This window comes from Sphingomonas psychrolutea (assembly GCF_014636175.1).
In the GTDB taxonomy this organism is placed as follows: Bacteria; Pseudomonadota; Alphaproteobacteria; order Sphingomonadales; family Sphingomonadaceae; genus Sphingomonas; species Sphingomonas psychrolutea.
The window spans coordinates 100,240-124,965 of sequence record NZ_BMDW01000005.1; the positions used below are offsets into that span (position 1 = coordinate 100,240).

General features: G+C 65.2%; 20 protein-coding genes and 1 pseudogene. 3 read left to right on the forward strand and 18 right to left on the reverse strand.

Annotation, left to right across the window (positions count from 1 at the left end; genetic code table 11):
- Positions 1-12 precede the first annotated feature (12 nt).
- The 5 genes and pseudogenes from IEV62_RS05660 to IEV62_RS05680 all read right to left on the reverse strand — a co-directional run bounded on the left by IEV62_RS05660 (position 13) and on the right by IEV62_RS05680 (position 8,000).
- Positions 13-1,152 carry an aromatic ring-hydroxylating oxygenase subunit alpha gene (locus IEV62_RS05660; RefSeq protein WP_188445897.1) on the reverse strand — a complete coding sequence of 380 codons (1,140 nt, stop codon included), beginning with the start codon at positions 1,150-1,152 and terminating at the stop codon, positions 13-15.
- Positions 1,153-1,158: 6 nt separating this feature from the next.
- Complete coding sequence (locus IEV62_RS05665; protein WP_188445898.1) at positions 1,159-2,553, reverse strand: M20/M25/M40 family metallo-hydrolase; 1,395 nt, start codon at positions 2,551-2,553, stop codon at positions 1,159-1,161.
- Positions 2,554-2,634: 81 nt separating this feature from the next.
- A pseudogene (locus IEV62_RS05670) lies at positions 2,635-5,737 on the reverse strand (efflux RND transporter permease subunit).
- Positions 5,738-5,932: 195 nt separating this feature from the next.
- The gene (locus tag IEV62_RS05675; RefSeq protein ID WP_188445899.1) at positions 5,933-6,757 is read right to left on the reverse strand and encodes a transporter; all 825 of its coding nucleotides are present in this window, start codon (positions 6,755-6,757) and stop codon (positions 5,933-5,935) included.
- 25 nt (positions 6,758-6,782) lie between these two features.
- A complete protein-coding gene (locus tag IEV62_RS05680) occupies positions 6,783-8,000 on the reverse strand; it encodes a hypothetical protein (protein WP_188445900.1) in 1,218 nt (405 codons plus the stop codon).
- A gap of 240 nt (positions 8,001-8,240) precedes the next feature.
- On the opposite strand from IEV62_RS05680, the gene IEV62_RS05685 reads away from it, so the two are divergent.
- From IEV62_RS05685 to IEV62_RS05695, 3 genes are all read left to right on the forward strand, one after another.
- Positions 8,241-8,600, forward strand: coding sequence for a hypothetical protein (locus IEV62_RS05685; protein WP_188445901.1), 360 nt, complete (start codon positions 8,241-8,243; stop codon positions 8,598-8,600).
- A gap of 211 nt (positions 8,601-8,811) precedes the next feature.
- Positions 8,812-9,723 carry a helix-turn-helix domain-containing protein gene (locus IEV62_RS05690; protein ID WP_188445902.1) on the forward strand — a complete coding sequence of 304 codons (912 nt, stop codon included), beginning with the start codon at positions 8,812-8,814 and terminating at the stop codon, positions 9,721-9,723.
- Between the two features lie 93 nt (positions 9,724-9,816).
- Positions 9,817-10,701: a hypothetical protein gene (locus tag IEV62_RS05695; protein ID WP_188445903.1), complete on the forward strand. Its 885-nt coding sequence runs from the start codon at positions 9,817-9,819 to the stop codon at positions 10,699-10,701.
- Here the strand turns inward: IEV62_RS05695 and IEV62_RS05700 are convergent, their stop codons facing one another.
- The 13 genes from IEV62_RS05700 to IEV62_RS05760 all read right to left on the reverse strand — a co-directional run bounded on the left by IEV62_RS05700 (position 10,702) and on the right by IEV62_RS05760 (position 24,716).
- Positions 10,702-11,331 carry a helix-turn-helix transcriptional regulator gene (locus IEV62_RS05700; RefSeq protein ID WP_188445904.1) on the reverse strand — a complete coding sequence of 210 codons (630 nt, stop codon included), beginning with the start codon at positions 11,329-11,331 and terminating at the stop codon, positions 10,702-10,704.
- Positions 11,332-11,774: 443 nt separating this feature from the next.
- A complete protein-coding gene (locus tag IEV62_RS05705) occupies positions 11,775-12,503 on the reverse strand; it encodes a cytochrome c biogenesis CcdA family protein (RefSeq protein WP_188445905.1) in 729 nt (242 codons plus the stop codon).
- Between the two features lie 4 nt (positions 12,504-12,507).
- The gene (locus tag IEV62_RS05710) at positions 12,508-12,885 is read right to left on the reverse strand and encodes a thioredoxin family protein (protein ID WP_188445906.1); all 378 of its coding nucleotides are present in this window, start codon (positions 12,883-12,885) and stop codon (positions 12,508-12,510) included.
- Between the two features lie 128 nt (positions 12,886-13,013).
- Positions 13,014-14,117 (reverse strand): ABC transporter permease, encoded by a 1,104-nt coding sequence (locus IEV62_RS05715; protein ID WP_188445907.1) that lies wholly within the window; start codon positions 14,115-14,117, stop codon positions 13,014-13,016.
- Positions 14,114-14,857, reverse strand: a complete 744-nt coding sequence (locus IEV62_RS05720; RefSeq protein WP_188445908.1) for an ABC transporter ATP-binding protein — start codon at positions 14,855-14,857, stop codon at positions 14,114-14,116. Before IEV62_RS05720 ends, IEV62_RS05715 begins: the two co-directional genes overlap by 4 nt.
- A complete protein-coding gene (locus tag IEV62_RS05725; RefSeq protein ID WP_188445909.1) occupies positions 14,850-15,884 on the reverse strand; it encodes a 3-oxoacyl-ACP synthase III family protein in 1,035 nt (344 codons plus the stop codon). Before IEV62_RS05725 ends, IEV62_RS05720 begins: the two co-directional genes overlap by 8 nt.
- A complete protein-coding gene (locus tag IEV62_RS05730) occupies positions 15,881-16,573 on the reverse strand; it encodes a 3-oxoacyl-ACP synthase (protein ID WP_188445910.1) in 693 nt (230 codons plus the stop codon). Before IEV62_RS05730 ends, IEV62_RS05725 begins: the two co-directional genes overlap by 4 nt.
- 199 nt (positions 16,574-16,772) lie before the next feature.
- On the reverse strand, positions 16,773-17,750 hold the full coding sequence (locus IEV62_RS05735) for a DUF2891 domain-containing protein (RefSeq protein WP_188445911.1): 978 nt from the start codon (positions 17,748-17,750) through the stop codon (positions 16,773-16,775).
- Positions 17,747-18,688 carry a DUF979 domain-containing protein gene (locus tag IEV62_RS05740; RefSeq protein WP_188445912.1) on the reverse strand — a complete coding sequence of 314 codons (942 nt, stop codon included), beginning with the start codon at positions 18,686-18,688 and terminating at the stop codon, positions 17,747-17,749. The genes IEV62_RS05735 and IEV62_RS05740 overlap by 4 nt, the downstream gene beginning before the upstream one ends.
- The gene (locus IEV62_RS05745; protein WP_188445913.1) at positions 18,685-19,338 is read right to left on the reverse strand and encodes a DUF969 domain-containing protein; all 654 of its coding nucleotides are present in this window, start codon (positions 19,336-19,338) and stop codon (positions 18,685-18,687) included. Before IEV62_RS05745 ends, IEV62_RS05740 begins: the two co-directional genes overlap by 4 nt.
- The gene (locus IEV62_RS05750; protein ID WP_188445914.1) at positions 19,339-22,881 is read right to left on the reverse strand and encodes a hydantoinase B/oxoprolinase family protein; all 3,543 of its coding nucleotides are present in this window, start codon (positions 22,879-22,881) and stop codon (positions 19,339-19,341) included. It lies immediately after the preceding gene.
- A 122-nt stretch (positions 22,882-23,003) separates the two neighbouring features.
- Positions 23,004-23,606: a hypothetical protein gene (locus IEV62_RS05755; RefSeq protein ID WP_188445915.1), complete on the reverse strand. Its 603-nt coding sequence runs from the start codon at positions 23,604-23,606 to the stop codon at positions 23,004-23,006.
- Positions 23,607-23,732: 126 nt separating this feature from the next.
- Positions 23,733-24,716, reverse strand: a complete 984-nt coding sequence (locus IEV62_RS05760) for a sterol desaturase family protein (RefSeq protein ID WP_188445916.1) — start codon at positions 24,714-24,716, stop codon at positions 23,733-23,735.
- Positions 24,717-24,726 lie beyond the last annotated feature (10 nt).

Genomic DNA, 24,726 nt, shown 5'->3' on the forward strand with positions numbered 1-24,726 from the left:
CGCGGGAGAGGGTTAGCGCTGCGACCACCCCGCCGCCGGCGCGCGGTGCAGCCTTGCCTCGGGAATGCGCTCCCGAATCTTCCGCGCGAAACTGCGCAAGCACACTTCGCTCGTGCCGATCGGCCCGGCGGTATAGCTTTGCGACGCCATGCCCTGCTGCACGCGCTCGATCAGCCAGGTGTCCTCGGCATTGACGACGCGGTTGATCCGCCCATTGGCATAGCGCACCAGCTTCATTTCCCGCCGGTCATCGGGCAAGGCAAACGCCATCTCGCGCAGCACGCACGTGGTGGGCGTCAGCGGCAGCCACTGCATGAAATCGATCTGATCGGCATAGAGGTCGAACGCCATGTTGGGCCACAGCTTGAAATAGAGCCACAGCCGCTGATTGTCCTCGGGCAGATGCGGCGCGTGCGGCAAATGCGCTTGGTAAAAGCGTTCCCACGGATTGTCCGACGCGCGATCGACGATCCGGCCCGACATCTTGTCGACCCACGGCTGCGCCGCGATCGCGTAGCTCTTGCCGAACAGGCGCGTCAGGCCATCGTGCGCCACCGGAATGTGGAGATTGTCGGAATAATTATCACCGACATTCTTCCAATTCACCGCCCGCTCGCGCAGCCGCAGCGGGCTGATCGTCTGCATATCCTCGAAGCGATACGGCGCGATTTCCGAGTCATACGGTGCCATCATCTCGGCGACCGACGGCCCGTCGCCCTCCAGCCGCACGAACACGAACCCGCGCCACAACTCCAGATCGACCGGCACCAGCCCGTTCTGCTCGAGCTCCAGCGCCGGATAATCGCGCCGCATCGGCACGCCCGACAACCGCCCGTCAGTCTCATAGGTCCAGGCATGGTACGGACAGACGAGCTTCTTCGCGCAGCCGTTCGGCCCCTCGACCAGCCGCATCGCGCGGTGGCGGCAGACATTGGCGAAGGCGCGCAGCACCGCGTCATCGCCGCGCATGACGATGACGCTCTCGCCGATATAATCGAGCGTGTGGAAATCGCCGGGATTGGCGACGTCGTTCTGGTGGCAGACGATCTGCCATGACGGACGGATCACACGCTCGGTCTCGACCGCGAAATATTCGGGGTCGGTATAGAGCCAGCCGGGCAAGCTCCAATCGGCGTCGGGATCGTGCGCCACGCGCGCTTACTTCGACAGATCGGTGAACAACGACCGGTAATACAGGATCCCCGGCGCGATGTTGCTGATCGGGGTACGTTCGTTGAGCCCGTGGCTGAAATCCTGCGATTCCTTACTGAACGTCGGGCTCGCACCATAGCTCGCGACGTGGTGATAGCGGAACCACATGCTGTCGCTCGCGCCCGAGGATTGCGCCGGGAACACCGGCACGCCCGGATAGACTTTCCCCATGGCGCGGTTCACCGCTGCCAGGAAATCGGGGCGCAGCGGCGACGCATCGTTGGCGACCGACCCTTCGGTAACGTCACTAAAAGTCACACCAGAATCACCCACCGCTTGCGCCAGCTCGGCCATGATGTCGGCGGGCTTGTGGCCGGGGAAGATGCGGCAATTGATGTTGGCCGTCGCGCGCTGTGGAAGCGCATTTTCGGCATGCCCGCCGCTCACCAGCGTCGGCACGCAGGTCGTGCCGATCCGCCCGACCGTGCCGGGGTTGGCGACGAGCATGGCAATCGCGGCTTCATCGGTCGGATCGGCAACGAATGCCTTCAGCGCCGCGCCGATCGCGGGCTCTTCATACGGTGCCGCCTTGGCAAGCGCCTCGCGCGTCAGCGGGCTGAGTTCGGGTTTGAAACGATAACGGCCGATCTTGTCGAGCGCGCGCGACAGCTCGACGATCGCGTTGACCGGGCGCGGAGCGGAGGAATGGCCGCCGGGGTTGGTGACGGTCAGCCGGAAATCGGCATAGGTCTTTTCCGCGCCCTGCCACGTCCAATATTTCGGCTTGCCGCTCTCCTCGTCGAGCACGCCGCCACCGCCATCGATATTGAGCACGATATCGGCATCTTTCAGCCGCTCGGCGATCAGCGCGGAGGTCTTCATCACCGTTTCTTCGTCGCCCGAGAATTCGATGACGATCGTGCGCTTGGGCTTGTACCCTGAGCGGCGCAGATCGACGAGCGCGGCAATCGCGGTCGTGCCGTCGAGCTTCATGTCGCTCGCGCCGCGCCCGAACAAATAGCCATTCTCGACCACGGGCGTGAACGGGTCGCGCTGCCAATCGGAGGGTTTCGCCTCGACCACGTCCATATGCCCCGAAATGACGAGCGGTTTCAGCTTCGGGTCGCTGCCGCGCCACGTACCGATCAGATAGGCGGTGTCGTCAACGGGCACGATTTCGACATCGGCATCGGCAAACCCACCCGCGACCAAGGCGGATTTATACAGCGCTGCGACTTGCGGCGTCTGGTTGCCCGGCCCGCGCACCGAACGCAGCGCGATTGCCTTCTTCGCGAGATCGAGCGCCTGGTCCGCGGCGATGGTCGGTGCAGCGACGGCCTGGGCCAACGCCGGTACCGCAAGCCCGCAGCCCATCATCATAACGCTTACAAGGGCTCGCATCGCACTCTCCATTCGGTATCGGAGATCGTGCGTAACCGTTGGGCGCGCTGGCGGCAATCGTTCGCCCGACCAAATCCCCCCTCAGGCCGGACTGCCCAAGGTGGCATGGCCGATCACCGGTGCAGCCATACCGTCATCACCGGGGCGATAGGTCAGCAGGCGTCGGCCGATCCGCGGCCCGATCCAGCGCTCGATCCCCATCGCCAGGCTGAAGCTTGCCGGCACGATCACCAGCGTCAGCACGGTCGAAAGCAGCAATCCGCCGATCACGGTGATGCCCATCGGCGCGCGCCACGATCCGTCGCCGCTGAGCGACAGCGCGGTGGGGATCATGCCCGCGACCATCGCCACCGTTGTCATGACAATCGGCTGCGCGCGCTTGTGCCCGGCATCGAGGATCGCGGTGGTCGGTTCGACCCCCTTGGACATTTCGTCGAGCGCGAAGTCGATCAGCAGGATCGAATTCTTGGCGACGATGCCGAGCAGCATCAGCATCCCGATCAGCACCGGCATCGAGATCGGATTTCCGGTCGCCAGCAAGGCCAGCAACCCGCCGAGCGGCGCGAGCATCAGCGAGCCGAGATTGACGAACGGCGCCAGGAAACGGCGATAAAGCAGCACCAGCACCGCGAACACGAGAAACACGCCCGACACCACCGCGACGACGAAATTGTTGATCATCTCGGTTTCGAACTTCTGCTGGCCAAGCGTCAGTTTGGAGACACCGAGCGGCAGCGCCTGCATGATCGGCAGCGCGTTGATCTGGTCCATCGCCGTGCTGCTGACGATTCCCGGGGCACGGTCGGCGCCGACGGTGACCTTGCGCTGCTGCGCGACGCGTTCGATCTTGGTGGCACCCGCGCCGAAGCTGATATCGGCCACAAGGCTGAGCGGGACCGAACCGCCGCTTGCCGTCTGGATCGGCAAGTTGCGGATCGTCGCGAGGCGGGCGCGCGCGCTTTCGTCGAGCGCGACGCGGATCGGGATCTGGCGGTCGCTCAGTGAGAATTTCGCGCTGTTCTGGTCGATGTCACCGAGCGTCGCGACGCGGATCGCGCTGGACAGCGCGGCAGTGGTCACCCCCATGCTGGCGGCAAGATCCATATGCGGCTTGATCACGATCTCAGGGCGCTGCAAGTCGCCAGCGATGCGCGGCGCGGTGACGCTCGACAAATGCGACATTTGCTCGGCGAGCGTGATTGCGGTCCGGCGAAGCACTTCGGGATCGGAGCCGGCGAGCGTGATCGACAGATCGCGCCCGCTGCTCCCGCCATTGTTCGAGCGGAACGATACCCGTGCATCGGCAATCTGCGCGAGCTGCGGGGCGAGCGCGCTTTCGAACGCCTTGCTGGTCTGCGTCTTCTTGGGCTTGAAGATGGCGGTGACGCGGCCGTTGCCGACACTCGCGCGTTGATAGGTCGATTCGACGTCGGGCTGCCGCTGCAACAGGGTTGCGACCTGGTTCACCACCGCTTGCGTCTGCGCGAGCGTGGTGCCCGGCACCATCTCGATCGTCGCGGTCGAGGCATCGCTATCCTGATCGGGCTGGAAGGTCATCGGCAGTGCGCCCGCGCACACCACGGTCAGCGCGAGCGCGCCCATTCCGCCGACCACCGCGGACCAGCGGTGGAGCAAGGTCCAGCGCAGCACCACCATATAGACGTTCATGACCGCCCCCTCGCCGTGCGCGCGGTGCCCCTCGGCCTTCAGGAAATACGCGGCGGTCATCGGCGTAATGAGGCGCGCGACAGCGAGGCTCATCAGCACCGCGACGACGACGGTCAGCCCGAAATTTTTGAAGAATTGCCCCGATATCCCCGGCATCAAGCCGACGGGGAGGAACACCGCGACGATCGCCATTGTGGTGGCAAGCACCGCGAGGCCGATCTCGTCAGCGGCATCGATCGCGGCCTGATAGGCGGATTTTCCCATTCGCATGTGGCGCACGATATTCTCGATCTCGACGATCGCATCGTCGACCAGCACGCCGGCAACCAGACTGAGCGCGAGCAGACTGATGCCATTGAGCGTGAAGCCCATCAAATCCATAAACCAGAAGGTCGGGATCGCCGACAGCGGGATGGCGAGCGCGGAAATGACGGTCGAGCGCCAGTCGCGCAGGAACACGAACACCACGATCACCGCGAGCACCGCGCCCTCGATCATCGTGTCGATCGCCGAATGATATTGCAGCTCGGTATATTTGACCTGGTTGAAGATCAGCTCGAAATGGACCTTGGGATAGCGCTTCTCCAGCGCGGCGAGCTTGGCTTCGGCGCCATGAAAGACGCTGACGTCGGACCCGCCCTTGGCGCGCTGGAAATCGAAGCTCAGTACCGACCGCCCGTTAAGCGCCGAGGCGGAGCGCTGCTCGGCATAAAGATCGCGGATCTGGGCGATGTCGGCGAGCTTGATCGTTCGCCCCGCGCCGAGCGAAATCTGCGTTTGTCCCAAATCATAGGCAGTGCTCGCGTTGCCGAGCACGCGGACCGCCTGTTCGGATCCGCCGATCTGCGCCCGCCCGCCCGCCGCATTGAGATTGACGAGGCGGAGTTGCTGGTTGACCGCGCCCGCCGTGATGCCCTGCGCCTGCAATTTGACCGGATCGAGGATCACGCGGATCTCACGATTGACCCCGCCATTGCGATCGATATGCGCCATGCCGGGCACCGACAGCAATTCCTTCGACACGGTATTGTCGATGTACCAGCTGAGCTCCTCGATCGTCATGTCGGTGCCGATCGCGGCGTAGCTCGCCAGATCGTTTCCGGTCGTATTGGCGCGTTCGATCTGCGGCTCGAGGATCCCGTCGGGCAAGTCGCTGCGGACCTGCTGCACGGCCCCGCGCACATCTTCGACCGCGCGGTCGATCGGCGTGCCGATCGCGAGCTGGATGACGGTGGTCGATTGGCCTTCGGACACAGTCGAATTGATCTCGTCGATGCCAGCGAGACTGCGCACCGCCGCTTCGATCTTGAGCGTGACCTGGTTTTCGAGCTCGCTTGGCGCGGCGCCCGGCTGGCTGGCTGACCGAGACGATCACGATCGGGAAATCGATGTCGGGATTGTCGTTCACTTGCATCCGCGAAAAGCTGACGATGCCCGCTATGGTGAGCATGGCGAACAAGACGAGCGAGGGGATCGGGTTGCGGATCGACCAGGCAGAGATATTGCGGAAGCTCATGCGCGCACCGTGGGGCGTGCGCTGTGGCAAACGATACCGGGGAGCGCGGCGCGCAAGTGGGGTGATGTTAGGGACACTGAAACGGGGCGCATCGCTCGACTCTCGGCAGCTTGTCTGACTGCGCGTGTCTTAGTGTATTACATCGATAATACATAGCGATTTTTCCGGCGACGATCGCCGACCACCGCCGCAGTTTCAGAACCGCGCAGTGACGCCAAGGAACGGGGCAAGCGTGGCGGCATCCCCTGCGACCCCGAATCCGATCCCGGCATCAAACTGGAGTGTGTCCCGCGCGCGGTAGGTTAGCCCGGTATTGAGGCTGGCTGATGCATCGGTCCCGCCGAACAATTCTGCGGCGACTTCGTAATAGCCGCCGACGCGATCCGACAAGCGCACCGCGAGCGACGCCGTTGCAGGGACGCGTAAGCGGTATGACGCGGCGCGCTCCTCGCGGCGGTAGGTCAGCCCGGTATTGAGCCCGAGTCCGAAGCGACCGCCAAGATCGACAGCAAACGGCACCAGCACACTATACAGCGCATCGGGAGGTCCAATCCCGGTTGCGGGATCAAGCGCGACGCTGACATAGGGCAGCACTGCAAGCGCGGTGGGGCCGCCGTCATTGCCCCAGATATTGACCTTCGCGCGCAGGTCCAGCGCGCCAATACCGTGCAAGCGGCGCGCAGGGCCGCCAGGCGCCACGCCGCCATAAGGATGCAGCACGACATCGACTTCAAGCGCACGGGTCAACCCGATCCGCAGGTTCGATGTCGCGACCTCGAAACTTTCCGCGACCACGCCCGATCCGTCGCGCGGGGCGCGGGCATAGCCGAACAGCGTCGTCTCGATCTGCACATGCCCCGGATCGATCGTAAACGGGCTTTCGGTCGTATCGGGGCGATCGGTCGTAAGATCCCGCAATTGATCGCGCGGCATTGCCGCTTGGGCGGCAGCGGTGATCGGCGCGACGCTCAAAACAAGCGCCGCCCCGACCACCATCTGACCAACGAGAGTCGGCGTCATGCCCGCCTCACCCGATCCATGACGCCTAGTTGATGCGGTACACCACCGGGCAATTCACCACGAAGCCAACGGCGCGGAAATCCCCACCGTCGAGGCTCTTGAGATAGCCGCGCGTCGACATTTCAGCGGCCTGCAAGGCGCTCGTCATGCGATAGCGATAGCCCTTCTTGATCGCCTCGTCGGTCCACACCGCCGGGAACAACCGCCACATCGGCGAGTAATCGAGGTTGATCGTCGGAATGCCGCCCAGGATGTTGAGCGGGCCACGCCCGTCGGTCAGCGCGCTGACCAGGCCCTGGCGATGCGGATTGTCGAGCCCGGTCGGGCCGTTCACGACCACCACGATCCGCTCGGCCGATTCGCCCGGCGAGGCGTCTTCCAGCGCGAACGGCAAGTCCTGCATCGCCGGCGTGTAGGTCGCATTCTCGAGACTGGCTACAAGCGGGTTATTGGCTTCGGTCGACAGATACTGGATCGGCTTGTCGAAGGTGAAACCGAGCGTCAAGCTCAGCGTCACCGTCTCGTCGCGCGGGCAGATTTTGACGACCTTGTCGTGGACTTTCGATTTGTCGACATTGCCGTCGCACATCGCGTTGAGCTCGGCTTCGCTCGCCATCGACACGACCGGCGCATTGAGGATGACCGATTTGGCCGAATTGTCGACATACACCATCGGCGTATAGGTCGCATCGCCCACGCTGCCCGGCTGGAAGCTCTTGGGCGGGAACGGCGCGTCGGCGGGTCCGGGAACGACCGACAGCACCGGCTTGAAATCGACGCTACCGGTGTTGAAGGTGAAGACCCCGTCCTTGCCGATCGTCGCGTGGCGTGTCGCGTTGCCGGTCAGGCCATAGGCCATTTTCGGCGAATAATTGACGCCGTGCAGGTTCGACAGATTTTCGTCGGTCGTATCGGTGATGATGAACCAGACCGGGCGCCCGTCCTTAAGCTTGCCCTTGCGCAGCGGCAGTTCGGCGGTTCCGGCCTCGAGGTCGATATGCGCCGATTTCATCATGACGACCGGCCCGAGGAATTCGGGCTTCACTTCCGATGGCGAAGGTTGCGCGACGATCGTGTGGAGATCGGGATAGATCGAAGCTGGTGCTTCGCGAATTTCCGAGAGCGGGCGACCTTCCTTGCCGCGTTTGACGACTTCGGCCGAGACCGGTGCGACCGCGGTAGCCGCGACCAACGCCGATCCTCCGATAGCCAGAGCGAATTTGGTAAAACCTAGATTGGGCATGTGCCACTCCCCGATTCATTCGCGCGACCGAACCCAGATTCGCCTGGCGACCGCGGAGTTCCAACCGGCCAGAACCCCGCCGCGAAAGCTTTCGCGTTGTCGGGTATTTTGCGAATTTTTGCGCTTTGATCACCGCAAATGGCACAGCAACCGGATTGAACGGTTCTGCAGATGCGCAATATATTGATAGCGCCTCCTACGCTGCGGCGATACGGATACGCACCCAGGGAGACGATCTCGATGCCGTGGCGACACTTGTCCACTTGGTTCGCCGAACGCCAGGACAGGCCTGCAACCGCACCGATGCCGCTGACGATGGTGACGTTGCGCGGGACCGAGCCGGCCGACCCGATGGCGATGGCCTTCCACGCCGAAGCGGAATTCGATGCGTTGGTGGCGTGGGCGCTCGCCGGTCGCTTCGTGCTGGCGTTCGCGGCACTGGACCGTGACGAACTGACCTTATTGTGCGCCGAGCCGAAGGCAGCGGTGGAAGCGCACGTCAGCGCTTTGCCGTTCGTTGCCGCAGGACTGGCATCGGCCGATTTGCGCCCGGTCGTTCCATTGCGGCTGACCGCCGAGAGTCCGGTGCTGCTGCACTAAGTGCGCCCGCGACCATCGCGGGTGGCGTTTCAAAAGCAACGGTGCGTTGTTGAAATATTGCTGTTTTCTGCGGCCGCGCAAGGTCTGCGACTCGGCGATTGGCGGCGGAAATGGTATTTCAATGCGGCAGCCAGACCGGCTGTACGGCCGACCGCTCAGCCCGTTTTGAGCTTCGCGACCCAGGCCGACGATCGACGTGCTCGGGGGCGCTATGGAACAGAGTTCGAGGCTGGGGGCGGTGTTTCGCGGGTCGACCGGCACCAACGCCTATGACCGGATCAACTATTCTGCCGAGCCGATCGGTGAGGTCGTCTCGCGGTCGGACAGTCCGCTCGGGATCGTGCGGCATTTGGGGGTCAGGTCGGAGGGGATCGCGACTGCCAACCATGCCGCGACACTCGGCACCTTGTTGCTTAATCTCACGACCGGTGGCGCGGTTAGCGGCGACGTCGGTGGCTATCGCATCCATCAGCCGCTGCAGCGCGGTTTCGTGGCGTTCGTCCCGCGCGACGTAAATTTTGAAATCGAATATCCTGCCGCGAACAGCGCATTGTTGCTGTTTATTCCGCGGGATTTCGTCACACGGATGTGCGCCGAACTGGAGGTCACCGATCTGCCGCTGTTGCTGGCGGCGCGCAACGAACGGCTCGCGCAGTTGATCACGATGGTCGAAGGCGAGGTCCGCGCACCTGGCTTCGCATCGGATTTGATGGTCGATGGTCTGATGCGCGCGATCGCCAGCATTCTCGCGCGGCGCGAGGGCACGCCCGACGAATGCGATCTTCAGCGCATTCATTTGACCTTGCCCAAACTCGATCGCGTCCGGGGCTATGTCGAGGCGCGGCTCGATTCCGACATCAGCCTGAGCGATATGGCCAGCGTTGCCGGGTTGTCGCCATTCCATTTCTCGCGCGTGTTCAAACTTGCGACCGGCGAAACGCCTTATCATTTTCTGTCGACGCGTCGGCTGATGCGGGCGCGCTGCCTGTTACAGGAAGGCAAGATGCCGCTCGCCGAACTGGCGCTGGCATGCGGTTTTGCCAGCCAGTCGCATTTTACAGCGGCATTTACCAAAGCGATGGGCGTCTCGCCCGGCCGCTATCGGAAGCATTTAAAAGCCTGATCTTCGCACAGCAATTTGCGGACAAAGTGCCGCGCATTTGAAATATGTTGCGCGCAAGTCGGCCTAGCACGGACCCGTAACGAGGAGGGTCCCATGCACCGCAACCACCAATCACGCTTTCGCTATCGCTCCGCAGCTGCTGCGTTGATCCTCGCCGCAGCCACCATCGCGAGTGCCCCGGCCGTGGCGCAAGACGATGCCGCACCAGCGCCCGTTGCAGCAAGCGAATGGACGCCGCTCGACGGTAGCAAATTCGGGGCCGAGCTGACCGACAAATGGATTCCCGTGCCGAACGGCACCAGCGGCGCGCCCCGCCAGGGGTGGCTCGCCACCGCCGACGGCTTTTTCACGCGGGAGGCGCATCTGGCGTATGATTATACGACCGCGCGCAATTCCGATGCGCACGAGGTGCTCGCGCGTTTCAATTATCCCTTGTCGCGGCGGCTCTGGGCCGGGGTCGAGGTGCCATTCTATCAAAAGTCCGGGCGGCAGGACGGGTTCGGCGACATCACGCTGACGACGCAAGTGATGCTGCACGAAACCCGGAACCTGTCGATCAACGCCGGGGTCGGCTGGCGTTTGCCGACCGGCGAGACGCGGCTCGGCAATTCGGTGTTCGCCGCCCAACCGCAAATCAATCTGTGGAGCGATGTCGGTCACGGCTTTTCGCTGCGCGGTCGAGTCGCGTATGAAATCGCCGATTCAGGTCGGCCCGACAGCTTCGTGCTCAACGGCGCGGTCGGCCAGACCATCACGCCGCACAGCAAGGCACCGTTCGGCGACCTCACCTGGTATGTCGCAGGAAACTGGCGCGAGCCAGTAAGTGGCAACGGGCGCAGTTTCGTCAGCGTGACGCCCGGCCTGCGCACGCATGTCGGCGGCAACCTGTTCCTGCTGACGGGTATCGAGTTCCCGGTGACGGACAATCGCAGCTCGTTCAACGAGCGCTACATCATACAGCTCGTACAGGGCTTCTGATCACCGGGTCGCCGCCGCCCTGCCCGTCCCCCCACGGTGGCGGCGGCGATATTCTGCAGGCGTAACGCCGGCTGTCGCGCGGAAGCGCGTCGAAAAATGCGTGTGGGTCGAAAAACCCGCCTTCAGCGCAATGTCGCCGATCGGTTCGTCGCAGTGGCGCAACAGTTCCTGCCCGTGGGAGACGCGCTCGCGTAACATGTACGCGTAGGGCGACAGACCCGTGGTCGCCTTGAACGCGCGCACAAAGTGATAGCGGCTATATCCGGCGACAGCGGCCAAATCGCCCAGCGAGATCGGGTTGGCGATATTGATGCGGATAAAATCGCGCACCCGTGCCACCGTCCAGGCGGTGAGGGTGAGCCGCGCGAACCCCGGAAATTCGGCACCGCTGGTCGATGTCGTCGCCAGCCGCAACAGCAAGGCGTCGAGATAATAATCGGCAATGACGGCCCAGTCGGGATCATCGCGACTGGCCATCATCAGATCGAACAATTGCGCGACGTGGCGATCAGCCCGGCCGATGCACTCCGCAAAACTGATCGATTGTGGATCGCGATCGAAATTCTCGGCCACGATCGCGGCGAAGCGGGCGGGATCGACATAGATATGGGAGGTCCTTCGGTGTGCCACGCATAGCTGCTGCCGCTCTGAACCGTGCTGTGGGCATGAAGGGCCGCATCGACACTGCGTCGACCTGTCCCGCCATGGCGACAAATCCGTTTCGGACCCGCTTGATGCAGAATGATCAGATGATGGTCGATCGCGGGCTGCGGCATGGTCGCGCTCGTTCCGCTCCAGCTTTGCAGAAAGCCGCCGCCGAAATAGCAGGGCGGACGTTCCACGGCCGACGGCACTTTCGACCATTCGCGCCAGTCCTGCGGGTGGAGATAGCGGGAAAGTTCGCAAAAGTCCGACATCGCCCCCCACCCCACCGTTGCACACTGCCGCAACGATAACCGATATCGGCGTCGCGTGAGATGCTTGCGTGTGCGGTAACGTGCGCGCCCGGTGCGTTTTCGATCATGACGGCGCGATTCAGGCCAGGATCGATCCGGCGCGAGGCGATCCTTTCGTCAGATCGACGTCGTCAGATCGACCAGCCAGTCGGGGCTCACACTGACGACGAGACCCTCGAACACGTGATCGCCGCCGCTGATGATCAGCACGCCGACCACCGCAAGCACGGTGCCCAGCACGCGCTTGCCACCGCTCCCCGCCTGTCTCAGGCCGCCGCGCCAGCGTTGCAGCAGCGAGCGCGTCGCCGTCGCCAGAACCAGCAGAACGGTCGCGATACCGAGCCCGAAGGCGCCCATCGTCAGCGCGACCGCACCGAGATTCTCGCCTTGTGCGGCCAGTACCGTCGCCGCGCCCAGGGTCGGGCCGACGCACGGACTCCACACCAGACCGAGCAGCACGCCGATGCCGAACTGCCCGGCCAGCCCGAACCGCTCGAGCCCGGCCTGCTGCTTGCCCGCCCATGCCGCCAGCGGCGACGCGGCATTTTGCAGCGCATATTGCAGCCGCGGTACCAACAGCATGATGCCTGCCACGATCAACAAGGCGGCCCCGAAATAGCGCACCCAATCGCCGTCGAATCCACTGGCGGCACCAACCGTGGCCAGCGCGAAACCAGCTCCGGTGAAGGACAGCACCAGCCCGACGGCGATCGCCAGCGGGCCGAGGCGATGCTTCTGTGCCGCGCTGCCGAGCACGATCGGCACTAGCGGCAACACGCACGGGCTGAGGATGGTCAGCGCACCCGCCGCGAAGGCGAGCAACGGATTGAGAGTTTCGCTCGCCATCGGACTAACCGACAATCTTGCCGAGGAAACCGTTGATCAACGGCTTGTCGGTCTTGAATTCGATCCGACCGAGTTCGCTGCGACCCTTATAGCCGATCAGCGTGCCTTGCTTGCGCACGCCGAGCGCACGCCATTCGGGCTTCTGGCTGTCATAGTTGATCTCGAAGATCACCAATTTGTCATAGGCCGGATTACCGGTGACGGCGGCCTTGATCGTGCGGTTCTGCGACCCGCATACCGGGCACCACCACGCCTTCACATCGACCAGGATCGGGCGACCGGCGGCCTTGGCCGCTTCGAAGCTGGCGGTATCGAACTTACGGACTTCGGCGGCTTGCGCCGGGGTTGCGGCGATGACGGCGGCGGCAAAAGCGGCCAGCATCGGCGCGGCGAAACGAAACGGGGACCTGGCACCATCCTTCTGTTGTTGAGGAACCCGGACGGGGCGTTTCCATCGCCACCGTTTGATGCCCGTTCTTCGTTCGCGTGCGCCAATCGGTTACGGCGTCGTCACGAAAGTCGACGTCGTTGCGCCAGCAATGCCACGCCGAGCGCTACCGCCAGAAACGCGAGGATCGGCCACGCTTCGAGCGCGACGACCCGGCCGCCATCGCCGCGCAACAAGACCCCGCGCGCCGCGCGGATGAAGTGCGTCAGCGGGAAGATCTGGCCCAACGCCTGCGCCCAACGTGGCAGCGTTTCGAATGGATAGAGAAAGCCCGAGAGCAGCATCGCCGGCAAATAAAAGGCAACCGCACCCTGCAACGCCGCCAGTTGCGTCGCCGCGCGCGCCGCAATCGCCACGCCCAGCGCGAGATGCGCGCCGGCAAAAAGTGGTAGCAGCAGGATCAACGCGGCGACATCGCCGCGCGCGGGCAAGCCGAACAAGCCGATGCCGACCGCCAGCACCAATCCCCCCTGCGCGCTGCCGATGACGACATAGGGCGCAAGCTTGCCGATCAGGATTTCGGCGCTGCTCAAAGGAAGGCTCAACAGCGCTTCCCACGTCCCGGCCTCGCGCTCGCGCGCCAGACTGAGGGTGCCGAGCATGATCATGCTGATCATCATCGTTACGCCGATCAGCGCAGGCAGGAAGGTCCAGTCGGCGCGGGCGTCGGGGTTGTACAATTGCTCGATCCGGTAGCCCGGCCCGGTATCGGCGACACCTTCGCGCTCGGCCAGCGCGCGCCAATAGGCCGCCTCGATTGCGGGCACGGTGCCTGCGGTCAGCACCGCGTTGCTGGTATCGACGATGATCCGCGCCGGATGGATTCCAGCGGTGGGATTGGCGAACGAGGCGCGCTCGGGCAGTTCGATCCCGACCAGCGCCTGATGCGCGCGAACTGCCGCCTCCGCCGTTCCAGGCTTGCCGTCGCGGCGCACGAGCTGAAGATGCGGTGTCCGGTCAAGGCTGCGGGCCACCGCCGCCGCATCGGCAGGTGCGGACGCGGCAATCGCCACCGTGATCGCTCCCTCGGTCGGCCGGATCGCATAGCCAAACAGCAGTACCTGCAACGCGGGGACCACCAGCAACAAGGTGATCGCGATCCGCGAGCGGAACAGCCGCAACAGCTCGAGCCATGCGACCGCACCGATCCGCCGTGCGCCGCTCATGCCATGCCCCCGTCGGCGATCTGAAGAACCGCAGCCTCAAGGCTCGCGGCGCCCACCGATGCCGCCACGGCAGCGGGCGTTGTTTGCGGATGCGCGGCCCCGCCGTGAAACAGCAAGATCGCAGGACAGCGTTCGGCCTCGGCCAGATCATGCGTGCTGATCACGATGCCGCAGCCGTCTGCAGCCAGCTTTTGCATCCAGTTCCACAGGTCACGGCGGGTGGCGACGTCGAGCCCAGCGGTCGGTTCGTCGAGCAGCAACAGCTTCGGGCGCGCCAGGACGGTCGCGGCGAATTGAACGCGGCGCGCCCAGCCGCCGGACAGCGTCGCGCAGCGTGTCGCGACGACCGGGCCAAGCCCATATGATTCGATGACTTCCGCCGTCCGCGCTGACGCACTCGGCACCCCGTGCACCGCCGCGTGGAAGCGCAACGTCTCGGCCACGCTCAGCTCCGGGTAGAGCGCCGTGCGCTGACCCATATAGCCGATCTGCCGCCGGGCGCGCGTGCGGATCGCCGCGATCGGAGCACCCATCACGGTGCCCGTGCCGCGATCGGGGTGCAAGAGACCCGCCAGCATCCGCAGCGTTGTCGTCTTGCCGCCGCCATTGGCACCGACGAGCCCGACAATCTCGCCCGACCGCACCGTCAACGTGACGGCACGCACGGCGTCGCGCCCGGCGAAGCGCTTGCCGAGTCCCTTCACCGCGACCAGCGGCATCGCTTCCTCGCGATCAGCCATGGTGGTACGCAAACCCGCCATACATATGCTTCGAAGCTTCGGCCCCGAGGATCAGCGCCGATTGCCCCGACTTGGCGACGCCGCGCCGCAATTCATCGAGCGCGAGCCAGATCGCCGCCGAGCCGGTGTTGCCCCGTCGATCGGCCTGCACCATCATCCGCGCCAGCGGCAGACCGAACCGGTCGGCGACCAATGCACCAATCCGCCCGCTGACCTGATGCGGGATGATCCAGTTCGCCGCCGCGAGATCGTGCCCAAGCGCGCGAGCCGCGTCGCGTCCGGCGTCGAACAATGCGTGGCCGGTCGCGCGGATCGTGCCGAAGTCATGGGTAAACTCGCGCGCGCCCGGTGCAAGACTGATCCCCGGTGCGCGGCCAAGCCCGATCGCACCGAACCACGCCGCGCAGATCTGCGCCCGCGCCTGATCGGTTCGGCCAAGGACGATTGCCCCGGCGCCGTCGCCCATCTGGACCATGTTGACCAATTGCCCTGAATCCGCGTCGGCGCGGTGCGGATCGAAGAATAAAGATCCGGTTTCGGACCCGACGATCACGACCGGCCGGTCGCTCGCCGCGAGCAGACCGCTCGCGATCATCAGTGCGTTGGCAAAGCCGGTGCACGCCTGCCGCAGTTCGATATGCGGCCCGGCATAGCCGAGACGATCGGCAACCTCGGCGATGTTGCCGGGCAGCAATTGCCCCGGCGTCGTGGTGTGCCCGATCAGATAAGCGATGTCGCCGACCGTGCTGCCCGCATCAGCGAGCGCGCGGCGCACCGCGTCGGCGGCCAGTTCGGCGTTCGATTGGCCGGGTCGCGGCAGCTCCTCCCGGTCAGCGAACGGCCGAGCGAGATGCCGGGCGGTGATCCCCATCCGACCGGCAACGGCGCGCGCGATGCGCCCGCCGCGAAAGCCGAAGCGGGTTTCCATGTGGTCGACAAGATTTTCGGTTTCCACCGGGTCACCGGGGACCGCACTGCCCGTTCCCAATACCCCGATGGGGCGTGCGGTCGACCAAGGCGGACTCATGGCGCGAACAACCCGTTGGGGACATTGGCGAGATCACGGTGCAAGGCTTGCGCATCGACGCCCAGCGTCTCGAACGCCCCGCCGGCCAGCAGCAGAATGTCGGCAAGTGCCATGCGAGCGCCAGCGGCCAGATCGTCGAGCTCGGCGCGCGCGAGGCGCGCGGTGGCGAGCCCGCGCGACACGCGGACATGGCGCGCCTCATCGCGATGAATCCGCCCGAACATCCGCGCCGTCACCGTGTCCTGTGCCAGCGGATTGCCCGGCCGCAACAGCCGCGCCAGCACGGTGCAGACCGCGGCATCGATGGCGGCGATCCGGCCGAGATGCGCAGCCGGTCGTCCGATACCCAGCCGAACATGGAAACGCCGCGCCGCCTGCTGCAGCGTCGTTGCCTCAGCGATTGTCGGCAGCACATCGAGAAGCGATGTCAGCAACGCGTCGTGCTCGCGCTCCTCCGCGCCGATCGTCCGCAGCGTAGCGGCGGCGACGGGGTCGCGCTCCAAGCCGGCGAGGCCGTCGAACGCAAGCGCCGCAGCCTCCTCTCCGCACCCGAGCAACGGCACCAGCACGGCCAGCGCCGCGACCTGCGCGTCGCCGAGCCCAATCCGCGGCAGTGCCCGCGTGCCGCCGGGCAAGCGATGCGCGGCGGGAAAGCAAACGCCGGGGGCAGAGGCGATCAATCCGGCCATGTCGTTCCTTTCGGCGAAGTCGTGGGGACGACCGACATTCGCGGCAAGGCATGATATCGTTACGCGCCGCGCCGATGTTTTCCGCGATGTCGCGCGTCGGGCGGGACCGCGAGGCGAGTCGTTCGGTGCACGTCGATGTGTGTTGCAGCGACGCTCCGGCGGTCTTCTGACCGCCCGACCGACCGTGCGATCTCGCAGGTCAGCCGGTCAGCGCGAGCAGGGCGAACGTCGCCAACCAGTGCTCCCCCATATAATCGTCGGCCAGATGCGGCAGCGCGGCGTGAAGATGCGCCTGCGCGATCGCGCGGGCCGTCGCCGACTCGGGCAAATCATCGGCAAGGCGCTGCCAGCACCACGCCCGCGCCAGATTCAATCCGTCGAGATGCGCGAGGCGACCGTCGCTGCGATCGGTAACAATGGCAGGCGTGCGCAAGCAAGCGGTCGGCGCGCCATACGGATCCGGCAGGAAAGCATCGAACCACGGACGAAACTTCGGGCCGAGCACGTCCTGCATCAGGACCGCTTCGCACAAGGTGGCGGACACAAAATCCTCGCCGCTCGGCTCCCACGGGCGCGCCGCGCGGTCCGCGCCGAACCACACCCCCGATCGTTCCTCAATCAACGCCGCGAGCGCGACGTCATGCGTCCGCGCCCAGCGCAGCGCGTGGATCAGCGCGAACGCCGTGCTGTCATGCTTGCCGCTGCGCACGGGATACAGAAGCTTTGGCAGATAGGCGGCAAAGCGCGCGGCGAACGCGCGGGCCAGCGGCTCGAGCGCAGCGGCCCACGGTCTATCGGGGCGCAGCGCCAGCTCGTCGTGCAAGGCCAGCAGCCAGCCCCAGCCATAGGGGCGTTCGAACCCGCCGGTCATCGGGCGGTCGAGATAGGCGACTTCGCCGGCCACCTGCTGCGGCACCAGCATCCGATCGGCCAGGGCTTCGATTGCCGGTGTCTGGTCGATCGCGGGGAACAGGCGGGCGAGCCGCATCACTTGCCACCAGCCATGCACGCAACTGTGCCAGTCGAAGCTGCCATGGAAGATTGGGTGTAGCGCGCTCGGGAGCGCGAGGTCGGACGGACCGTTCAGGACCTGATCGAGCTTGTACGGCCATTCGCGCGTCAAATGGCCAAGCGTCAGCGCGGCGAACCGCTCGGCAGTGGCAGCATCGAGCATCATCGGAATCCCAGCCAGTAGAGCAAAGCGATATTGACCGCCAAAAGCGGCAGCGCGGTCGGCACCTGAGCCTTGATCACCGCGCTCTTGTCTTTCAACTCGAGCAAGGCGGCGGGCACCAGATTGAAGTTCGCCGCCATCGGCGTCATCAGCGTACCGCAGAATCCGGCCAGCATCCCGATCGCCGCGATCACCGCCGGGTCGCCGTGATGGCGTCCGATCAGCAGCGGCATCGCGACTGCGGCGAACATCACCGGAAAGGCGGCGAAGGCATTGCCCATCACCATCGTGAACGCCGCCATGCCAAGCGCATAAACGAGCACCGCCCCGATCAGGCTGCCAGCGGGGATCGCGGCGCCGGCAATGCCACCGACGACTTGCCCAACCCCGGCGAGCGCGAACACCGCGCCGAGGCTCGCGAGCATCTGCGGCAAAACCGCCGCCCAGCCGACGCTATCCATCAGACGCAGCCCCTCGGCAAAGGGCATGGTGGGACGCGGGCGGAACCAGGCATAACCGATCGCGAGTGCAAGCAGGACGCCGCAGGTGAGCGCCACCAGCGTGATCTGCTTGGGATCGACCAAGGCGGGTGCGGCCTTGAAGGCCAGCGTACCGAGCAAGGCGGTCGCCGGGGTCACGAGCGCGGGCAGGAACAGCCGATTGCCGCGCTGCGCCGCCTCGGCCTGGCGTTCGGTCGTGCCGGTGGTGCTGCGCGCACCGCGTCCCATCGCGCCGGTGCCCGCGATGGCGACGAGGCCGAGCACGAGCACGCCATTGCCGAGATCGCCGATCCGGTCGCCGAACAGGAAGCTCACGCTCAGCAAGGCGTAGAAACCGGCATTGCCGAAGCGCTTGGCATTGCCGCGATCGGTCGCGCTGAGCCAGGCGAACGCGGCGAACATCAGCCCGGCGACGGCGTAGATGAAATTAGTACCGATCATGCGCCGCGCGCCAAGCGACGATCGAGCCACCAAAGGCGGCCGCCATGAATCAGCAGCGCCGCGATCGCGGTGGGGATCGCCCAGAGCGACAGATGCAGCGGCTGGATGACGATGCCATAGCCTTCCAACACCCCCTTCATCAGCAGGATCGACCCGATCGCGATGAAGATGTCCTCGCCAAAGAACAGCCCGATATTGTCGGTCGCGGCGGCGAGCGCGGGGATTGCGTCGCCACCCGGCGCGACACCCTGCCGCTCGGCCGCCGCCTCGGCCATTGGCGCGACCAGCGGGCGCACGCTTTGTGCCGGGCCTGCGATCGAGGTCAGGCCGAGCGCCGATGTGATTTGCCGGAACAGCAGATACCCAATCAGCAATCGCCCAACCGTCGCGCCGCGCAAGCCCGCGATTGCGCCTCGCGCGCGCTCCTGCAGACCGTAGCGTTCGAGCAGGGCTATGACCGGCAACACGATGTAAATCGCACTGACATAGCGGTTGGTGTTGAACGCCTTGCCGAACGCAGCAAGGATCGCGAGCGGATCGATCCCGGCGGCGAGGCCGGTTACCAGCGCCGACACCGCGACGACCAGCAGCGGGTTGAAGCGCAACAGGAAGCCCGCGACGATTACTGCGATCCCGGCCAGAGCGAGCATTCAATCCCCTCCGAAGCCGCCGCCGCCGGGCGTTGCGATCACGAACACGTCGCCCGCGCGCATGTCTACCTTTGCAGTGGACCCAAGCTGCTCGATCGATCCGTCGGCGCGTTCGACGCGGGCTGCGCCCACGGCGCCCGCCGCCCCGCCGTCCAGCCCGAACGGTGCCACGCGGCGGCGATTGGCGAGGATGCAGGCGGTCATGTCGGACAGGAATCGCACACGCCGCAGCCCGCCGTCGCCGCCTTTATGGGTGCCAGCGCCGCCCGACTGTGCGCGGATCGAGAATTCCTCGAGCAACACCGGGAAGCGCGTTTCGAAGATTTCCGGGTCGGTCAGGCGGCTGTTGGTCATGTGCGTCTGGATGACCGCGGTACCGTCATAGCCCGGCCCGGCCCCCGATCCCCCGGCGATCGTCTCATAATATTGATAGGTCTCGTCGCCGAAGGTGAAATTGTTCATCGTGCCCTGGCTCGCCGCCATCGCGCCGAGCGCGCCGAACACGGCATCGGTAACGACTTGGCTCGTTTCGACGTTGCCCGCCACCACCGCCGCCGGAAAGCGCGGATTGAGCATCGATCCCTCCGGCACGCGGACCGTCACGCCGCGCAGGCACCCGTCATTGAGCGGAACATCTTCATCGAGCAGCACGCGCAGGACGTACAGCATTGCGGCGCGGACGATCGAGACCGGTGCGTTGAAATTGTTGGGCCGCTGCGCGCTGGTCCCGGCGAAATCGACCGTCATGGTTTGCCTTGCGCGATCGACCCGGATCGCGACGCGGACGACCGCGCCGTCATCCATTTCATAGGCGAAAGCGCCATCGTCGAGCCGCGCGATCAAGCGCCGTGTCGCCGCGTCGGCATTTGCCTGGACATGTTCCATGTAAGCGCTGACGACATCCGCGCCATAGTCGCCGGCGATCCGCGCGAGGCCCGCCGCGCCGCGCGTACAGGCGGCAAGCTGGGCGGCGAGATCGGCGATATTCTGGTCGATGTTGCGCGCCGGGTACGGCCCGCCGCCGAACAACGCGCGCAGTTCGGCTTCGCGGAAACGCCCTTCGTCCACCACCAGCACATCGTCGAGCAACACCCCTTCCTGCTCGACCGAGACGCTGTCGGGCGGCATCGATCCGGGGGTGATCCCGCCGACGTCGGCATGATGGCCGCGCGCGGCGACGAACCAGTCGGGCGTGTCGCCATCGTTGGTGAACACCGGCATGATGACGGTGATATCAGGAAGGTGCGTGCCGCCGCGATACGGCGCGTTGAGCGCATAGGCGTCGCCCCGGCGGATGCCGCGTCCGTCCGCGGCGCCCCCGCGCGCGGCGAGGATCGTGCGGATGCTCTCCCCCATCGAGCCGAGATGCACCGGGATATGCGGCGCGTTAGCGACGAGATTGCCCGCCGCGTCGAACACAGCGCACGAGAAATCGAGCCGCTCGCGGATGTTGACCGAGGCGGCGGAGCGTTGCAGCGCGGCCCCCATTTCCTCGGCGATGCTCATGAACAATCCGGCGAAGATCGCGAGCCGGGCGGGATCGCTTTCTGTCCCGACGCTGGCGATGCTTCGAGCCGCGACACGATCGAGGATCAGATTGCCGGTCGCATCGACGCGCGCGCGCCAGCCCGGTTCGACGACGGTCGTCGCCATCGGATCGATGATCAAGGCAGGCCCGTCGAGCGCGTGACCAGCGGGCAACCCCTCGCGCGCCAGCACCGGTGTGTCGTGCCACGCGCCGGCCATGTGAACGGGCACGATGGCGAGCGGTGCAGCGGGATGATCGGGCAAATCGACCAGCGTCGTTTCGATCGGCGGGCTTGCCGCGACCGCTTCGGCGACGAGGCGATCGACGATCAAGGCTTGCGTGCTCGCAAAGCCGAATTGCGCCACATGCGCCACGTCGAAGGCGGCGATCATTGCGCCGGTCCCGGCGAAATCGAGTTCGATCGTATGGTCGGTCTGGCCGCGGCGCAGGTGCACGCGGCGTTCGACGACGACCGTCGCAGGCATCACGCCTTGCGCCACCAGCGCTTGCTGCGCTTCCTCCACCAGCGCTCCGAAAGCGGCTTCAATCGCAGCGCGATTCTCGATCCCCGCGCCCAGCGTCCGCTCGCGCAGCACGCGCCGATCGGCCAGCCCCATGCCATACGCCGACAGCACGCCCGCCAGCGGATGGATCAGCACCCGATCCATCCCCAGTGCATCGGCGACCAGACAGGCGTGCTGCCCGCCAGCACCACCGAAACAGGCGAGCGTGTAGCGCGTCACATCGTGCCCGCGCGCGACCGAGATTTTGCGGATCGCATTGGCCATGTTCGCGACCGCGACCGCGACGAAGCCTTCGGCGGCGGCATAAGGATCGAGCGGCAGTTCGGCGAAGCGCGCCCCCACTGCCGCCGGATCGAGCGGTTGATTGCCCTGCGCGCCGAACAATGCGGGGAAAAAGTCGGGGCGCAGCTTGCCGAGCATGACGTTGCAGTCGGTAACGGTCAGCGGACCGCCGCGCCGATAGCACGCCGGCCCCGGCACCGCCCCGGCGCTTTCCGGCCCGACCAACAAGCGCTGTCCGTCGAAGCGGCAAATCGATCCGCCGCCCGCCGCGACGGTATGGATGCGCAACATCGGCGCGCGGAGGCGGGCGCCCGCGATCAGCGTCTCGGTATCGCGCTCATAACTGCCGGCATAATGCGACACGTCGGTCGAGGTGCCGCCCATGTCGAACCCGATGATGCGGTAGAACCCCGCTTCGCGCGCGGTCGCCGCCATGCCGACGATCCCGCCCGCCGGCCCCGACAGGATCGCATCCTTGCCGCGAAAGCTTGCGCCGTCGACTAGCCCGCCCGACGATTGCATGAACAGCGCGTTGTGGCCCAGCGCCGCGTACAGCCCCGCGACATAGCGATCGAGCACGGGCGAAAGATAGGCATCGACCAGCGTCGTATCGCCGCGACCGATCAGCTTGATCAGCGGCGCGACGCGGTGGCTGACCGAGATTTGGGTGAAGCCGATCGCCTCCGCAAGCTCGGCCAGTGCCGCCTCATGCGCCGTAAAGCGATAGCCGTGCATCAAGACGATGGCGATCGACCGGAAACCGGCAGCATGGGCCGCCTGCAAACCGCGCCGTGCGGCGTCGCGGTCGAGCGGGGTCACCACTGCGCCATCCGCCGCGATCCGCTCGTCAATCTCGACGACATCCGCAAACAACGGTGCCGGCCGCACCAGATCGCGCGCGAAAATGTCGGCGCGCTCCTGATGCCCAATCACCAGCGCATCGCCGAACCCGCGCGTGATCGCCAATACGGTCGGTTCGCCCTTGCGTTCGAGCAGCGCGTTGGTCGCGACGGTCGTGCCAATGCGCAGTGCGATTGGCACGTCGGCGCCCGCCGTCAAGCGCCGGATTGCCTCGACCGCGGCATCGGCATAGCGTTCGGGGTCTTCGGAGAGCAATTTGGCGGTGAGCACCGCGCCGCAGGGCTTGCGGGCCACGACATCGGTAAAGGTACCGCCGCGATCAATCCAGAACTGCCATGGCACCATCATTCCGTCTCTCACTTCCGCAGGTGCGGATCAAGCCGGCGTTCTGTTTGGTCAGACGACGCAAAGCGTCGCGGCGTGCGCCGAATGCGCGTCGGGCCGCGCGCGCGATTTCCCCGATACCCGTCTTACTGTCCGGCAAGCCGCTTCTCGAACAACGCCTTGAGGAGCCGAGCCTCGAGCAGCCGCCCGACGAGATAGAGCGTGGCGAAAAGCCCCGCGAAGACATACGCCGGCGTGGGCGAGGGTTTCTTATTCTTGCCACCGGGCTTGTCGGCGCCCTTTTTCGCAGGCTTTTCTGGGGCGGGGGCGCCGAGTGCTTTGTCGATCGGGTTCATCGGCACGTCGGCCTTTTTGGCCGCCGCCTTTTTCGCAGCGTCGGGCGCTTTCCAGGCATTGCCCTGCAGGATGGTCAGTTGCGCGATCCCCAGGAACAGCAAGGGTGCCAAGAAACAGAAGAGCAACGCCCGGCTGGCCAACCGATAGCGCAGCACCGGCCCATCGGCCCCGTTTTCGATCCGCAGGACGCCACCGTCGAAGACCGACATCTTATCCTGCGCGAGTTGGTCCTTCTTATGGAAGGTAAGCGTGTCGCCGGTCCGTTGGCGGGTCGTCCCGGGCTGGCGGAACAGCGCGTCGAGTTGGTCGAAGGCATCGTCGCCCGATTGTCCGGGGGCGAGCGCCACGGTGCCGCTGACGTGCCAGATCCAGTCGATAAAACGTGTGTTCACGGGACCTCCTGTTGAGAAATACGCTCGATGTCGCCGTGGGTGGCGCGGGGCGGCGGCACGTGGCGTGGCGCTGTCCTGACCAGGGCGAACGGCGAGCGGGAGGTTATGCTGACCGATCGGCTTTCCTCATTCGGCGGGCACGGCCGCCGGGCGTTGGCCAAACCGTTCCTTGATCGTCTTCCACCCTTCGGTGAAAGGATAGGTCATCTGCTCGCGGATCGCCATGCGGCGGCCGCCTTCCATGCCCAACAGTTCGGCCTCGCCGTCGATGCACGTGCCGAAAATACGATCGATGAAGATATAGGTGTTCGAATAATTGCTGCGCGTCGCTTCATAATCCTGCGAATGGTGCAGGCTGTGATGCTCGGTGGTGTTGAACAGGAACCGCCACCAGCGCGGCGAATTGAAGCGGACGTTGATATGCTGATAGGTGCCGATCGCGAGGCCGATCGCGCCGGCGAGCAGCGCTGCGCGCGGCACGAAATCGAAAAGTCCGCCGATCCCGATGCCGATCAGGAACAGTTCGACCGGATTGCCGACAGCGCCTTTGTTGATGTTCAGCTGCGTGATGTAGTGATGCACCGAATGCGGCAGCCACAAGGGGTACCAATTGTGCATCGCGCGATGCATCCAATATTGCCCGAAATCGAAGATCAGCGAGATCATCAGCGCCTGCACCAGCAGTGGCAATCCGATGAACCAGGCGAATTTGTCCCAGTGCATCGACTGCTGGATATTTTCGATGATGACATCGCTGCCGATATATTGATCGACCATGCGGAGCAGGGTGTAGCCGAGGCCGACATAGAACAGGTCGGTGACCAGCTCCTTCCACGTCAGGCGCCAACTCTCGTAGCGCGGATTGACCCATTCGAGCCCCATCAGCAGCACCTTGAAGCCGATCCCGATACCGATTGCGGTCGATGTCTTGGCGATGGAATTGGGCGCGTAATACCAGAACGCGATCAGCGCGAACAACACGGTCGGCTGAAACCACGTAAAGACGAATTGCTTGATCGGGCCGCCCTCGACCTTGGGAATATTTTCCCATCCGATCGTGACCGGCGACTGCGTCCCGATCATCCGATTTCCTACGCGAATTCCGTCCATCTTGCCCCCG